16 protein-coding genes are annotated in these 13981 nt (G+C 73.9%); 11 read left to right on the forward strand and 5 right to left on the reverse strand.

The annotated features are described in order from the left end of the window. Nucleotides 1-35 precede the first annotated feature (35 nt). The 3 genes from ACZ4UB_RS35285 (at nt 36) to ACZ4UB_RS35295 (ending at nt 3276) form a co-directional block, all read left to right on the forward strand. The gene (locus tag ACZ4UB_RS35285) at nt 36-1043 is read left to right on the forward strand and encodes an ABC transporter ATP-binding protein (protein ID WP_468076684.1); all 1008 of its coding nucleotides are present in this window, start codon (nt 36-38) and stop codon (nt 1041-1043) included. Nucleotides 1044-1105: 62 nt separating this feature from the next. Further along, a complete protein-coding gene (locus tag ACZ4UB_RS35290) occupies nt 1106-1789 on the forward strand; it encodes a DUF1707 SHOCT-like domain-containing protein (RefSeq protein ID WP_468076686.1) in 684 nt (227 codons plus the stop codon). 98 nt (nt 1790-1887) lie between these two features. Next, nucleotides 1888-3276, forward strand: coding sequence for a DUF445 domain-containing protein (locus tag ACZ4UB_RS35295; protein WP_468076688.1), 1389 nt, complete (start codon nt 1888-1890; stop codon nt 3274-3276). A gap of 46 nt (nt 3277-3322) precedes the next feature. Here the strand turns inward: ACZ4UB_RS35295 and ACZ4UB_RS35300 are convergent, their stop codons facing one another. Together ACZ4UB_RS35300 and ACZ4UB_RS35305 are read right to left on the reverse strand one after the other, a co-directional pair. After that, nucleotides 3323-3622 (reverse strand): hypothetical protein, encoded by a 300-nt coding sequence (locus tag ACZ4UB_RS35300; RefSeq protein WP_468076690.1) that lies wholly within the window; start codon nt 3620-3622, stop codon nt 3323-3325. A gap of 56 nt (nt 3623-3678) precedes the next feature. Then, nucleotides 3679-3843, reverse strand: coding sequence for a hypothetical protein (locus ACZ4UB_RS35305; RefSeq protein ID WP_354382538.1), 165 nt, complete (start codon nt 3841-3843; stop codon nt 3679-3681). A gap of 208 nt (nt 3844-4051) precedes the next feature. Between ACZ4UB_RS35305 and ACZ4UB_RS35310 the strand changes: the two genes are divergently transcribed. Together ACZ4UB_RS35310 and ACZ4UB_RS35315 are read left to right on the forward strand one after the other, a co-directional pair. Then, a complete protein-coding gene (locus tag ACZ4UB_RS35310) occupies nt 4052-4609 on the forward strand; it encodes a GNAT family N-acetyltransferase (protein ID WP_468076693.1) in 558 nt (185 codons plus the stop codon). A 40-nt stretch (nt 4610-4649) separates the two neighbouring features. Next, on the forward strand, nt 4650-5675 hold the full coding sequence (locus ACZ4UB_RS35315; protein ID WP_468076695.1) for a hypothetical protein: 1026 nt from the start codon (nt 4650-4652) through the stop codon (nt 5673-5675). A gap of 28 nt (nt 5676-5703) precedes the next feature. Here ACZ4UB_RS35315 and ACZ4UB_RS35320 read toward each other — a convergent pair whose 3' ends face one another. Continuing rightward, on the reverse strand, nt 5704-6708 hold the full coding sequence (locus ACZ4UB_RS35320; protein ID WP_354382535.1) for a tetratricopeptide repeat protein: 1005 nt from the start codon (nt 6706-6708) through the stop codon (nt 5704-5706). 47 nt (nt 6709-6755) lie between these two features. On the opposite strand from ACZ4UB_RS35320, the gene ACZ4UB_RS35325 reads away from it, so the two are divergent. From ACZ4UB_RS35325 to ACZ4UB_RS35350, 6 genes are all read left to right on the forward strand, one after another. Beyond that, nucleotides 6756-7628 (forward strand): class E sortase, encoded by an 873-nt coding sequence (locus ACZ4UB_RS35325; RefSeq protein ID WP_468076697.1) that lies wholly within the window; start codon nt 6756-6758, stop codon nt 7626-7628. Nucleotides 7629-7692: 64 nt separating this feature from the next. Continuing rightward, nucleotides 7693-7878: a DUF3311 domain-containing protein gene (locus ACZ4UB_RS35330; protein ID WP_468076699.1), complete on the forward strand. Its 186-nt coding sequence runs from the start codon at nt 7693-7695 to the stop codon at nt 7876-7878. A 38-nt stretch (nt 7879-7916) separates the two neighbouring features. Next, complete coding sequence (locus tag ACZ4UB_RS35335) at nt 7917-9392, forward strand: sodium:solute symporter family protein (protein WP_468076736.1); 1476 nt, start codon at nt 7917-7919, stop codon at nt 9390-9392. Nucleotides 9393-9476: 84 nt separating this feature from the next. Further along, nucleotides 9477-9788: a DUF6412 domain-containing protein gene (locus ACZ4UB_RS35340; RefSeq protein ID WP_468076701.1), complete on the forward strand. Its 312-nt coding sequence runs from the start codon at nt 9477-9479 to the stop codon at nt 9786-9788. A 111-nt stretch (nt 9789-9899) separates the two neighbouring features. Continuing rightward, nucleotides 9900-10580 (forward strand): YidC/Oxa1 family membrane protein insertase, encoded by a 681-nt coding sequence (locus ACZ4UB_RS35345; protein ID WP_468076703.1) that lies wholly within the window; start codon nt 9900-9902, stop codon nt 10578-10580. A 122-nt stretch (nt 10581-10702) separates the two neighbouring features. Next, nucleotides 10703-11560 (forward strand): fumarylacetoacetate hydrolase family protein, encoded by an 858-nt coding sequence (locus ACZ4UB_RS35350; RefSeq protein WP_468076705.1) that lies wholly within the window; start codon nt 10703-10705, stop codon nt 11558-11560. A gap of 94 nt (nt 11561-11654) precedes the next feature. On the opposite strand, the gene ACZ4UB_RS35355 is transcribed toward ACZ4UB_RS35350, so the two are convergent. Both ACZ4UB_RS35355 and ACZ4UB_RS35360 read right to left on the reverse strand, forming a co-directional pair. Then, nucleotides 11655-12710 carry an ALF repeat-containing protein gene (locus ACZ4UB_RS35355; protein ID WP_468076707.1) on the reverse strand — a complete coding sequence of 352 codons (1056 nt, stop codon included), beginning with the start codon at nt 12708-12710 and terminating at the stop codon, nt 11655-11657. Between the two features lie 82 nt (nt 12711-12792). After that, a complete protein-coding gene (locus tag ACZ4UB_RS35360; RefSeq protein ID WP_468076709.1) occupies nt 12793-13932 on the reverse strand; it encodes a Gfo/Idh/MocA family oxidoreductase in 1140 nt (379 codons plus the stop codon). Nucleotides 13933-13981 lie beyond the last annotated feature (49 nt).

Raw genomic sequence — 13981 nt, forward strand, 5'->3', positions numbered from 1 at the left:
GTGGGGGCGGGACGCGGGCGGGAGGTGGGCGGGACGTGCGGGATCCGGAGGCGGACGAGGGAGCGAGGAGTGCAGTGGTGGAACCGCTGATCGAGCTGGTGGACGTACGCAAGGTCTTCGACGTGCGGCGCCGGACCGGCCTGCTGCGTCGGGAGAAGCGGCAGGTCAAGGCCGTGGACGGGATCAGCTTCGGGGTCGGGCGGGGCGAGATGGTCGGCTACATCGGGCCCAACGGGGCCGGGAAGTCCACCACGATCAAGATGCTGACCGGCATCCTGACGCCCACCGACGGCCGGTTGCGGGTCGCGGGCATCGATCCGGCGCGCGAGCGCACGCGGTTGGCGCACCGGATCGGGGTGGTGTTCGGGCAGCGGACCACCCTGTGGTGGGACCTGCCGCTGAAGGACTCCTACGGCCTGGTGCGCAGGATGTACCGGATCCCGCCCGAGCGCTTCCGCCGCAATCTGGAGCGCTGCGTGGAGCGGTTGGACCTCGGTGAGCTGCTCGACGTACCGGTGCGCCAGTTGTCGCTGGGGCAGCGGATGCGCGGGGACATCGCGGCGGCGCTGCTGCACGATCCGGACGTGCTGTACCTGGACGAGCCGACGATCGGGCTCGACGTGGTGAGCAAGGCCAAGGTGCGCGGGTTCCTGCGCGAGCTGAACGGGGAGTCGGGCACCACGGTGCTGCTGACCACGCACGACCTCCAGGACATCGAGCAGCTGTGCGAGCGGGTGATGGTGATCGACCACGGGCGGTTGATGTACGACGGCCCGCTCGACGGACTGCACGCGGCGGGGCCCGGGGGGCGGGGCGAACGGACGCTGGTGGTCGACCTGGAGCGGGACCTGCCGCCGATCGCGGTGGCGGGTGCGCGCGTGGTGAAGGTGGAGGGGCCGCGGCAGTGGCTGGCCTTCCCGGCGGAGGCTTCGGCGGCCCCGCTGGTGGCGGCGGTGGCGGCGCGGTACCCGCTGGTGGACCTGTCGGTGCGGGAGCCGGACATCGAGGACGTGATCGCGCGGATGTACGCGGGGCGGGAGTAGGGGACCGGGCCGGGCCCCTCGCCCCCTACGGTTCGGGCGGGCGTCTGCATAGGCTGTGCCGTATGAGTGACGAGCGGCCGGAGAAGCCGTTGCCGGAGCTGCGGGCGTCCGATGCCGACCGGGAGCGGGTGGTGGAGCGCCTGCGCGACGCCGTCGCCGAGGGTCGGCTCGCCATGGACGAGTTCGAGGAGCGGCTGGAAGCGACCTACGCGTCGCGCACGTACGGCGAGCTGGAGCCCCTGACCAGCGATCTTCCGGCGCCGGGGCAGGTCTCCGGGGGGCCGGTGTCCTTCAGCAAGGCGCCCGCGCCGCTGTCGGGCGCCGACTCGCGGGAGTCCTGGCCCGCGCGGATCGGCGGCCGGGGCACGTCGTCCTGGGGCGTGGCGATCATGTCCGCCTTCCAGCGCAAGGGCGCGTGGACGATGCCCCCGCGCTTCTCGGCGGTGGCGTTCTGGGGCGGGGGCGAGATCGATCTGCGCGAGGCCCGTTTCGAGGAGCGCGAGGTGGTGATCACCTGTGTCGCGATCATGGGCGGGATCGAGATCGTCGTACCGCCGGGGGTGCAGGTCGAGGTGAACGGCATCGGGGTGATGGGTGCCTTCGACCACCGGGAGATGGACGTCGCGCCGGAGCCGGGCGCTCCGCGGGTGATCGTGAACGGGTTGGCCTTCTGGGGCGGCGTGGACGTGAAGCAGAAGGCCCGCAAGGTCCCGGGGGTGCGCCGCTCGAAGCGCAAGGAGCTGTAGCGGGGCCTGCGGGGGCGCGGGTCCGGGTGGACCGCGGTCCGTGAGCGCGGGGACACGCCGGGTGGCGGCGGGAACTCCGCGGCCGCCCCGGGAGTCGGATGCTATGCAGAGGAACCGGCGCCCCCGGGGGAAGGCAGGAACCCGTGAACGACACAGGGACGAGCACCGGAGCGCCGCCGACGGCGCCCCGGCCGCCCGTAGCGGCATCCGGTCAGTTCGTCTTCAACGCGGCGGACGAGGAGCGGCAGCGCGGCGTCCGCCGGATGAAGACGACGGCGACCGGTCTGCTGATCCTGGTCGCGCTGGTCTACGTACTGGCCAAGTGGGCCCAGCACGCGGGCGGCGGGGGCGGTGACGGCGGCTGGGCGGGCTACGTCGCGGCCGCCGCCGAGGCGGGCATGGTGGGCGCGCTCGCGGACTGGTTCGCGGTCACCGCGCTCTTCCGGCGCCCGCTCGGCCTGCCCATTCCGCACACCGCGATCATCCCCACGAAGAAGGACCAGCTCGGCGTCTCCCTGGGGGAGTTCGTCGGCGAGAACTTCCTCTCCTCCGACGTCGTGCGTACGCGGCTGCACGCGCTCGGCATCGGCGGCCGGCTCGGTGTCTGGCTGGCCGAGCCCGCGCACGCCGACCGGGTCACCGACGAGCTGGCGACCGCGCTGCGCGGTGCGCTGACGGTGCTGCGCGACTCCGACGTGCAGGCGGTCGTCGGGGAGGCCATCACGCGGCGGGCGGAGAACGCCGAGATCGCGCCGGGCCTCGGCAAGACCCTGGAGCGGATCGTCGCGGACGGCGGGCACCGGCGGGCCGTGGACCTGGTGTGCGTCAAGGCGCACGACTGGCTGGTCACGCACGGCGAGTCGGTGATGGACGCGGTCCAGGGCGGGGCGCCGGGCTGGACCCCGCGGTTCGTGGACCGGAAGATCGGCGACCGGGTCTACAAGGAACTGCTGCGGTTCGTCACGGAGATGCGCGACATGCCGGAGCACCCGGCGCGCGGTGCGGTGGACCGGTTCCTGAGCGACTTCGCGGCCGACCTCCAGTCGGACACGGACACCCGAGCCCGGGTGGAGCGGCTCAAGTCCGAGGTCCTGGCCCGCGGGGAGGTCCAGGACATCATCGCGTCGGCCTGGTCGGCGGTGCGCACGATGATCCTGTCGGCGGCGCAGGACGAGCAGAGCGAACTGCGCCTGCGCGTGCGGGCGTCCCTGATCTCGCTCGGCTCGCGGCTGGCCACGGACGGCCGCCTGCAGGCGAAGGTGGAGGGGTGGATCGAGGGCGCGGTGGTGTACGTCGTGACGACCTACCGGACGGAGATCACCTCGCTGATCACGGACACGGTGGCGGGCTGGGACGCGGAGCACACCTCGCGCAAGATCGAGGCCCACATCGGCCGCGACCTGCAGTTCATCCGGATCAACGGCACGGTGGTGGGAGCCCTGGCGGGCCTGCTGATCTACACGGTCAGCCGGGCGCTGGGAGCGTAGCGGGGAGGGCGACCGGGGCCGCCGGGGCCCGGCGGCCCCGGCGGGTTCAGGTCCGGTCGGCTACGGCCCAGGAGGCGGCGGCCACGACGGCGGCCGCGCCGAAGACCGCGGGCCAGGCGCCGATCTTCTTGGCCAGCGGGTGCGATCCGGCGAAGCCGGCGACGTACAGCGCGCCCAGTCCGGCGGCGGCCGGGGCGCCCGCGCGCCGGTGCCATTCCCGGCCGGCCGCGATTCCGGCCGCGCCGAGCACGATCCCGCCCAGGGGCCGCTTGCGCGTCCACCGCGCGACGGCGTAGCCGCCGACCAGCCCTGCCGCGGCCACCACCGAGGTCGGTACCTGTGCCATGTGCATTCCCTCCGCCGTACGGACGTCCTACGCTTCGAACGATCCTTCCTACGAGGCTAACGCGACCGCCGCGCGAAGCGGCGGGCACCCACGGCGCCGAGCAACAGCACGGCCCCGCCCACGACGCCGTGCGGCACGCCGGGCGGCAGCATGGCGACCACGCCCAGCACCAGGAAGAACGCCAGCGCACACGCGCCGAGTCCACGCAGGAATCCGTCCACCCACACCCCTACCACCACCGTCGGTCACGGTCACCGGACGGGCCGTGCCACCGGAACAACGCCCCAACACCGGCCCGTGACACGGCAGCACGGTGGATCTGCCGGGAACCTCCCGATCGAGGCATGCGCCACACCAGGCAACCGCGGGGGCGTAGATTCGCTCTCCGCAGGAGAGAAACCACCCAACCCACCCCAGGAGCGGACAACCGTGATCTGCTACGGACCGGCCGTCCTCGACCTGACGGACGAACTGGTCGACACCTACGCCGACGTCTTCTCGGGCCCGCCGTGGAACGAAGGTGAAGAAACCATTCGCCAGTTCGCGTCCCGCCTCCATTCCGACACCCGCCGCCGCGGCTTCCGCACCGCCTTCGCCCAGACCCCGAACGGCATCGACGGTTTCGCCACCGCCTGGCTGACCCGCGCCCCCTTCCCCGCCGACCGCGGCTACGCCCAGGTCAGCGCCCAGCTCGGCCGCGCCCGCGTGCGCCGGCTGCTGGTCGACGCCCTGGAGGTGGACGAGCTCGCCGTACGCCGCCACGCCCGCGGCCAGGGCACCGGCCGGGCCCTGCTCGCGGAGATCACCGCCGACGCCCCGGAGGGGCGCGCCTGGCTGCTCACCGCCCGCGCCGCCACCGACACCGTCGCGACCTACCGCCGCCTCGGCTGGCACGAGGTCACCCCGCTGCCCGGCACGGAGAACGCGGTGATCGTCTTCCTCTCCCCCGACCACCCGGAAGCGGCGACGGCCTCGGCGGCGGCCTGAGGCCCGGCTTGCCCGCGGCCCCGACGGGCATACCGGGGGCATGATCACGAACCCTGCCCCCGCGGTCCCCGCCCCCGCCCGGCCCGTCGCCCCGCTCGCGCGCCGTCAGCTGAACCTCGTGACCGCCCACCAGCTCAGGGCCGCCCGGGTGCCGTCCGCCACGGTCGCCGGCCGCACCCGCCCCGGCGGCCCCTGGCAGCGGCTGCTGCCCCGCGTCTACCTCCTGCAGACCGGGCCACCGGACGAGCGCCAACGCGCCCTCTCCGCCGTCCTGTACGCCGCCGGACCCGCGGCCGGTGACCCCCTCGGCGGGGGTGCGGCGGCGCTCACCGGCGGAGCCGCCCTGGCGCTGATCGGCGTACGCGGCGCCCCGCCGACCCCGCTGGACGTCCTGGTCCGGGCCCCGCGCACGGTCGCGCCCGCCCCCGGGGTCCGGCCGCTGACCACCGCGCGCTGGCCGGCCACGATCACGGTGTCCGGGATCCCGAGCGCGCGCCCGTTGCGCGCCGCCGCCGACTTCGCGGCCCTGGCCGAGGACCCCGACCTGGTCCGCTCGGTCCTGGCGAACGTGGTCCAGGCCGGCTGGTGCCACCCGCAGGACCTGCACGGCGAACTCCGCGCCGCGCGCGCCCTGTCCCGACCCGCGGTGCGGGGCGCGGCCGCCGAGCTGGTGGCCGGGGTCCGCTCCATCGCCGAGGCCCGGGCCCGCGACGCGCTGACGGCCGCGGACCTACCGGCCCCGCTGTGGAACGCCCGGCTGTACACCCCGGACGGGACCTTCCTGGCGAGCCCGGACGCGTACTGGCCGGACGAGGGCGTGGCCCTGGAGATCGATTCGGCGGAGTACCACTACGCCCGGGACTCCTGGCACGCGACCCTGCGGCGCCGGCTCCGGTTGGAGGCGCACGGCGTCCTCGTGGTCAGCGCCACCCCGTCGATGGTCCGCGACGCCCCCGCAGAGGTGGTCGCGGCCCTGCGCGCCCTCCTCGGGCTCGCCGCCCACCGTCCCGCCCCGCCCACGGCCACGGCCCGCGGCCACGAGCAGCTACGGCTGCCCTTCGGCTGAACGGGGCCGGACCGGGCCGGTACGGGGGTCAGAGCAGTGGGCCGCCGTGGCAGGTGGCGTAGGGCTTGGTCGAGGCGCACCAGCAGGGGGTGGTGGGGGACGGGGGCCAGGGAGTGGCCTTGCCGCGGGCGGCGAGGGTGGTGGCGTACTCGGCCAGCAGGCTGGGGGAGGCCGGGGAGGTCTTCTCGGAGGCGGCGAACGCCTCGAAGGAGGGGACGCTCGCCGTGACGATGCCGAGGTTCGTGGTGCCCGAAGCGGCCAGGGCGCGCAGCGAGGTCTCGATGTCCGTCAGGTGCGCGGCGTGCGAGGGGTACTCGCTGGCCAGGGTCGGGTAGGACGCGAGCAGCTCGGTCAGCTCCTGGAGCGGCCAGTGCAGCAGGGCCACCGGGAAGGGCCGGGAGAGCGCGGCGCGGCGGTCGCCGAGCTCGGCGCGCAGGCGGGCGATCTCGGCGCGCAGCTCGGCCGGGTCGTCGGAGCCCAGGGCCCAGATGCGCTTGGGGTCGTGGAGCTCGTCGAGCGGGATCGGGCCGGTGTGGCGGGTGTCGGCGACCATGTCCCAGTCGTCGTGGGCCAGCCCCAGGAGCCGGCGGACGCGGTGGCGGCCGGTGAGGAGGGCCGTGGTGGAGGTGGTGAGGGGTTCCTCGTCCGTGATGAGCAGCTGGGCGGCCTGGGTGAAGCAGTCGTGGGAGGCGTCGAGTTCGTCGTGGGCCTCCAGGGTCTCGGCGATGACCTCCCAGGGCGCCGGGTCGTCGGGGGAGGCCGCGCGGATGCCGGAGATCAGGGCACGGGCCTCGGCCTCGTGCCCGTACTCCCACAGGTTCGCGGCCTGGAGGGCCTTGATCAGGTGGGTGTTGACCGGGGTGCCGGAGAGCAGTTGGTCGTAGAGCGCGCTCGCCCGTTCGCGTACGTCGGCCAGTTCGAGGTGGGCCGCGGCTTGCAGGAGCAGCGGCTCCTGGTCCTCGGGGTAGCGGTTCGCCGTGCGGATGAGGCGCTCGGCTTCGGCGATGTGCTCGGCAGGCGTGTCGGGGCGCATGGTTCACACCGTACTGCCGCTGGTCAGTTGGCGGGGCAGGTCTTAAGGTGCGGGCCGTGCGGGATCACATACCTGTGGTGGTGCAGGGGAACGGTCGGCGGGCACGGCGCGTGGGGATCGCGCGGGTGCTGTGGACCTGTGCCGAACTGACCACGACGGTGGGCCTGGTGGTGTTGTTGCTGGTGGTGCACCAGGTGTGGTGGACGAACCGGGAGGCCGTGGCGGCGGCGCGGGACCGGGTACGGGCCCTGGAACGGGCCTGGGACGGGTCCGGACCGATCGATTCCGGTGCTACGGGAGGCGGGGGCGAGGGCGACTCCGGGGGCGAGGTCGACGCCGGGGCGGACGTGGATCCCGGTACGGGTGCGGGCGCGGGGTCCGCCGCACCGACCGCCCGCCCCGGCACCCCGGCCGCCCGCCCCGCACGCCCGCCCGCCGCGGGGCAGCCGGGGCGGACGGGTGCCGCGGCGGCTCCGGCCGCGTCGCAGGCGTACGCCGTGCTGCGGATCCCGCGGCTGGGGCTGGCCGTGCCCGTCGCGCAGGGGGTGTCCAAGGCCGCGGTGCTCGACAAGGGGTACGTCGGGCACTACCCGGAAACCGCGCAGCCCGGGGCGCGGGGGAACTTCGCGCTCGCGGGGCACCGCAACACGCACGGGGAGCCCTTCCGGTACGTCAACCGCCTGCGGGCCGGGGACGAGATCCAGGTCGAGACGCAGGGCAGGCGGTACACGTACGTGGTGGACAAGGTGCTCCCGGAGACGACCGAGCGGGACTCGGGGGTGATCGCGCCGGTGCCGCGGAGCGTGGTGAAGCCCGACTACGGGTACGCCGAGCCGGGGGCGTACATCACCCTGACGACCTGCACGCCCGAGTACACCTCCAAGTACCGGCTCGTGGTGTGGGGGAAGTTGAAGGGCTGACCGCGGCGGCGGGGCCGCCGGCGCGGTGCGGTGCGCCTACCGTGGGGCGGTGCGTCCGAAACGAGTGAAACGTCCTCAGCTGGTGTGGCTCGCCACGCCCTTCGTGCTCTTCCTCGGGGCGCTCCCCCTGGTCAACCTGGTGGAGCCGCTCCTCTTCGGGCGGGTGCCCTTCCTGCTCGTGTGGTGCGTGGGGGCGACGCTGGTCACCCCGCTCGCCGTCTGGCTGGCCTGGCGGGGTGACCACCGGTGAGCGCGGCGGCGGTGGCCACCTCCGTCTTCGCCGTGTTCATGGTGGGGACCGTCGCGCTCGGCCTGTACGCGGTGCGCGGCCGCGGGGGAGCCGGGGGCGGGGGCGGCGGGCTCGCCGAGTGGTCGGTGGGCGGCCGGTCGCTGGGCACCGTCTTCATCTGGGTGCTGATGGCGGGCGAGGGCTACACCAGCTTCAGCTACCTGGGCGCGGCGGGCTGGGGCTACAACTACGGCGCGCCCGTGATGTACGTCGTCGCCTACATGTCGTGCGGGTACGCGGTCGGGTACGTCGTCGGGCCCCTGCTGTGGGACTACGCGCGCCGGCACGGCCTGGTCGGGATCTCGGACATGGTCGCGCACCGGTACGGCCGCCCGTGGCTCGGCGCGCTGGTGGCGGTGCTGGCGACGGTGTTCCTGCTGCCCTACATCCAGCTCCAGATCACCGGGATGGGGGTGGTGGTCTCCACGGTGACCTACGGGGCGGTCCCGCTGGAGTGGGCCTACTTCGTGGCGTTCGCCGTCACCACCGGCTTCGCGGTGGTCAGCGGGCTGCGCGGGAGCGCGTGGGTGTCGGTGCTCAAGGACGTGCTGGTGATCGCGACGCTGGGCTTCCTCGCGGTGTACGTGCCGGTGCACTACTTCGGCGGGTACGGGGAGCTCTTCGACCGGCTGGTCGCGGAGCGGCCCGAGTGGCTGACCCTCCCCGGGCACGGGGGCGGTGGGGGCGGGAGCGGGCTCGGGACGGGGTGGTTCGTGTCCACCTCCGTGCTCAACGCGCTGACCGTGGTGATCTTCCCGACGACCGTGGCCGGCTACCTGGGGGCGCGTGACGCGGACGCGCTCCGGCGCAACGCGATCCTGTTGCCCGCCTACAACGTGCTGCTCTTCGTCCCGATGCTGCTGGGGATGGCCGCGCTGTTCGTGGTGCCGGGGCTGACCGGTGCGGGCTCCAACCTCGCGCTGTTCGAGCTGGTCGTCGACTCCTTGCCCGCGTGGGCGGTGGGGGTGATCGGCGTCGCGGCGGCGCTGTCGTCGATCGTGCCGATGGCGGTGTTCATGCTGGTGATCGGGACGATGTGGGGGCGCAGCGTGCTGTCGTTGGTGCCCCGCTGGAGTGCGGCGGAGCGGCAGAAGCCGGCCTCGCAGGTGGTCGTGGTGATCGCCGGGACGCTGGCCCTGGTGATGACGTACACCGCGCCGAACACCTTGGTGCGGCTCTCGCTCATCTCCTACGAGGGGATGGCGCAGTTGGTGCCGATGCTGCTGCTGGGGCTGGTGTGGCGGCGCCTGACCCTGACCGCGGCGGTGAGCGGGCTGGTGGTGGGGGTCGTGGCCGTCTGCGTGCTCGTGTTCACGGGCCACGACCCGGTGTGGGGGGTGAACGCGGGGATGGTCGCGCTCGCGCTGAACCTGGCGGTCGCGCTGGCGGTGGCGTGGCTCGGGCCGCGGGAGCGGGACGGGCGGCCGGACGTGGAGGTGTTGGCCGCCGACCCGATGGTCAGCGGGGCGGGTTAGGCTGGTCGAGCAGTGGGTCAAGACATCGGAGCCGGTCGTCCCTGGTCGGCTCCAGCCGTGGCTAGGTGGAGGGGGGTGGGTCGTGTGGCGCGTGTCCGTGGGTTGTTGAGCGTCGTCCTGCTCACCGGTCTCCTCACGCTGCTCCTGGGTCACTCCCTCGGGGAGGGCGGGCTGGGCGCCGCCGTCGCCTTCGCGGCCACGGCCGCCGTCGGCGCCGCGGTGGTGGGTTGCGCGGCGTTGCTCGCCCGGTGCACCCCACCCGTACCCCGCACCCGCATACGCACCGCGATCCGCGATCGCGAGCAGCGCACGGCCTTCCTGCCGCAGCGCGATCCCGACGCCTCCGGCCGCTCGCGGCCCAGGGCGCCCGGGCGGTCCGTCCTGACGGCCGCGTAGGGGCGTTCCCCGGGTCCATCGCGACCCCCGCGGCGCCCCCGCACGGCTCGTCACGCCGAAATGCACCTGACGCATCTTTCGACGTCCGACGAGACCTTCCGGAGGGACCCCGTGTCCGTTCTCACCCCGCTCACCCATGCCCTCACCCAGGGCGTCGCCCAGCCCGTCGCCGCTCTCGCCGAGCTGCTGGAGCCGGTGGCGGCCCCGGCCGCGACCGCTGCCGCGATCGTCCTGTTCACCGTGCTGGTGCGGCTCGCCCTGCACCCGCTGAGCCGGGCGGCCTTCCGGGGCGCGACCCCGCGGGCCGGCTGCCTGCCCGTCCTCGTGCAGCTGCCGGTCTTCTTCTTCATGTACCGGGCGTTCACGTCCGTGGACAGCGGGCTGCTGGGCGAGCGGCTCTTCGCCGCCCCGCTCGGGGACCGGTGGGCCGACGCGCTGGGGGACGGCGGCCTCTTCGGGGGGCCGGGGCTGGTGTTCCTGGGCCTGTTCGCCGCCATCGCGGCCGTCGCCGCGTGGAGCGCCGTACGGGGGCGGCGGGCCGCACGCTCGGGCAACGGCCCCGAGCTGCCCGACACGGTGCCCGCGGAGCAGCGGGAGATGCTGCGCAAGATGTCCGGCGTACTGCCGCTGCTCTCCTTCGGCACGCTGATCACCGCGGCCGTGGTGCCGCTGGCGGCGGGCCTGTACCTGGTGGCCACGACCGCGTGGACGGTGGCGGAGCGGGTCTGGCTCCAGCACCGCAAGGACCGCGCGGGGCGGATCGCGCTCGCAGGTGAGCGTTCCAGTCTGTGAACAGGGTCTTGCGGATTGGGTGGACATCTTGGAGGATCGACCAATCCTCCGATGGCCGCAACCCATCGGCCGGCCCGGGGCACGCCCACGGGCCGACCACCCACGACCACGGGAGAATGCCCATGAAGCTGCTGCGCGTCGGACCGGTGGGCGGCGAGCGCCCCGCGCTGCTCGACCAGGACGGGACCCTGCGGGACCTGTCCGCCCTGATCACGGACGTGGACGGGGCGCTGCTCGCCGACGACTCCGTACTGTCCCGCGTCCGGGAAGCCGCGCGGTCCGGGGATCTTCCGGTGCTGGGCGCCGAGGGCCTGCGCGTCGGCGCGCCCGTCGGCCGGGTCGGCAAGATCGTGGGCATCGGGCTGAACTACCACGGTCACGCGGCGGAGGTCGGCGCCGACGCCCCCGCGGAGCCGATCCTCTTCCTCAAGGCCCCGGACACGGTCGTCGGGCCCGACGACACCGTGCTGATCCCGCGCGGCAGCGTGAAGACCGACTGGGAAGCGGAGCTGGGCGTCGTCATCGGCAGCACCGCCCGCTACCTCGGCTCGGCCGCGGAGGGCCTCGCGCACGTCGGCGGCTACCTGCTCGTGAACGACGTATCGGAGCGCGAGTTCCAGATCGAGCGCGGCGGCACCTGGGACAAGGGCAAGAACTGCGAGACCTTCACCCCGCTCGGCCCCTGGTTGGTCACCGCCGACGAGATCCCGGACCCGCAGGTCCTGGACGTGAAGCTGTGGGTCAACGGCGAGCTCAAGCAGGACGGCAACACCTCGGACCAGATCTTCCCGGTCGGCGAGGTCGTGCGGTACCTGAGCCAGTTCATGACCCTCTACCCGGGCGACGTCATCGTCACCGGCACCCCGGCCGGCGTGGCCATGGGGCAGCCGGAGCCGAAGCCGTTCCTGCGGGCCGGTGACGTCGTGGAGCTGGAGATCGAGAAGCTCGGCCGCCAGCGCCAGGAGTTCAAGAGCGCCTGAGGCGCCGGACGCGGAAGAGGGGGCGGGGCCGCCGTGATGGCGGGCCCGCCCCCTCTCGTACCGCGAACTCGTACCGGTAACCCGAAGCGGAGCGTCAGCCGCGGGTCGCCGCGCCGCGCCGACGCGCCGTCAGCACCAGGCCCGCGCCCGCCGCGAGGGCGAAGGCGCTGCCGCCGACGATCCACGGGGTCTCGGCGCCGCTGCCGGTGGACGCGAGCGGGCCCTTGCCGCCGGCCGGGGCCGCGGTGTTGGCGCCGGACCCGTTGGTCGGGGTGACGACGACCTTGCCGGCTTCGTCCTTGGGCTTGTCCTTGCCGTCGTTCTTGCCGCCGGCCGGTTCCTCGGCCTTGCCGTTCCCGTCCCGCTTGTCCTTCTCGCGGGCGGTGAACTGCCCGGTCTTCAGGAATTCGGCGCGGTCCTTCGCGCTGCCCTTGAGGGCGGCCTGCGCGGCCTTCTTCAGCTCGGGACCCGGGTTCTTGCCGAGCATGGTCGAGATCAGGACGGCGTTGTCGTCGTCGCGCAGCTGGTGCTGCGTGGTCGTGACGAACTCGCGGACCTGGGCCGCGGTGCCGTTCGAAAGGATCTTCTGGATGCCTTCGGTCAGGCCCGGACCGGCGCCCTGGAGCGCCTTGAGCAGCTCGACGCGGTCGTCCTCCAGCCGGGCCGCGTGCTGCCCGGTCTCCAGGAACGCGGTCAGCGCCGCCTGGGTGTCGACCTGCAGGGCCTTCTTGCCCTCGCGCTGCACGGCCTTGCCGCCGGCGTGGACGAGCTGCGAGACCCGCACCCGGTCGTCGTCGAGCTGCTGCTCGGCCAGCTCGACCGTCAGGAAGTGCCGCAGGTCCGCGTCCGTGCCCTTGAGGGCCTTGGCCGCGGCCCCGCGCACGCCGGGCCCGCTCTTCGGGTCGGCCAGGATCTTCTCGATCGCGGCGCGGTCGGCCGCTGCCTGGTCCTTGCCGTCGACGGGCTTGCCGTCAGCGGGCTTGGCGTCAGCGGGCTTGGCGTCCACGGGCGTCGGCACGGTCGGGGCGGTCGACGCGGAGGTCGCGCCCGCCGCCGTCCCGGTGTCGGCGGCGAAGGCCGGCGAGGCGAACAGGACGGCCGGAGCCATCGCGGCCACGGTGACGGCCGTGGCGATCCGGGACAACTTCACTGGCAGTACCCACTCTTCGCAACTGTGATGATCATAGGATTCTCACAGCTTAGGGCGCCCGGGCTGATCGCTTGATCGATTTTCAGACGGAAGCCGCCCCGCGCGGTGAGACGTTCACCGCACACCCCTCCTCGGACGAGCGCCGGGCCGCCTCCAGGACCTCCAGGCAGTCCGCGGCCTCGTGCGCGGTGACCGGAGCCGGGCCGCCGTCGCGCAGCGCGGCGGCCACCGCCGCGTAGTAGGCCGGGTAGTCGCCCGGCTCCGTCGGTACGGGCCGCCCACCACCCGTCAGCGGGGACTCGCCGGAGCCGATCCGGCCCCGGCAGTGCTCGGGCTCCTCGCCCCACGGCAGGTCCACGCCCGGGCGCTTGCCCTCGCGCAGGGCGCCCTCCTGCGGGTCCAGGCCGTACTTGACGTAGCCCGCGGAGGAACCGAGCACCCGCATGCGCGGGCCGAGCTGGGCCGTGGTCGCGCTGACGTAGAGGTGGGAGCGGACGCCGTTCGCGTGGGTCAGCGCGATGAAGGTGTCGTCGTCCGCCCGGGCTCCGGGGCGGCGCACGTCCGTCTCCGCGTAGACGCGGACGGCCGGGCCGAACAGCACCAGGGCCTGGTCCACCACGTGGCTGCCCAAGTCGTACAGCAGCCCGCCGATCTCCTCCGGGGCGCCGGACTCGCGCCAGCCGCCCTTGAGCTGGGGGCGCCAGCGCTCGAAGCGGGACTCGAAGCGCTGGACCTCGCCGAGCTCCCCCTCTTCGATCAGGCGGCGCACGGTGAGGAAGTCGTTGTCCCAGCGGCGGTTCTGGAAGACGGACAGGAAGGTCCCGGTCCGGTCGGCCAGCGCGGCCAGTTCACGGGCCTCCGCGGCGGTGGCGGCGAGCGGCTTGTCGACCACCACGGCCAGGCCCGCCTCCAGGGCGGTGGTGGCGAGCGGGACGTGGGTCTTGTTGGGGGAGGCGATCACCACGAGGTCCAGCTCCGCGCTCCGCTCCCACAGCGCGTCCGGCGACGGTACGACGTGTGCGTCCGGGAATCGCGCGTGCACCTGGGCCCGGCGGTCGGGGTCGGAGGTGACGACCGTGTCGAGGACGAGCCCCTCGGTCGCGGCCACGAGCGGGGCGTGGAAGACGGAACCGGCGAGTCCGTAGCCGATCAGGCCGACGCGGAGCGGGGCGCCGGCGGGGGTGGTGGGGCCGGAGGGGGAGGTGGGGGAGGTGGTAGCCATGGAGTCCACTTTGGCAACACTGTTGCCTAAGTGCAAGGAGGGTAGACAA

The sequence above is a fragment of the Streptomyces sp. NPDC028419 genome (assembly GCF_055565515.1).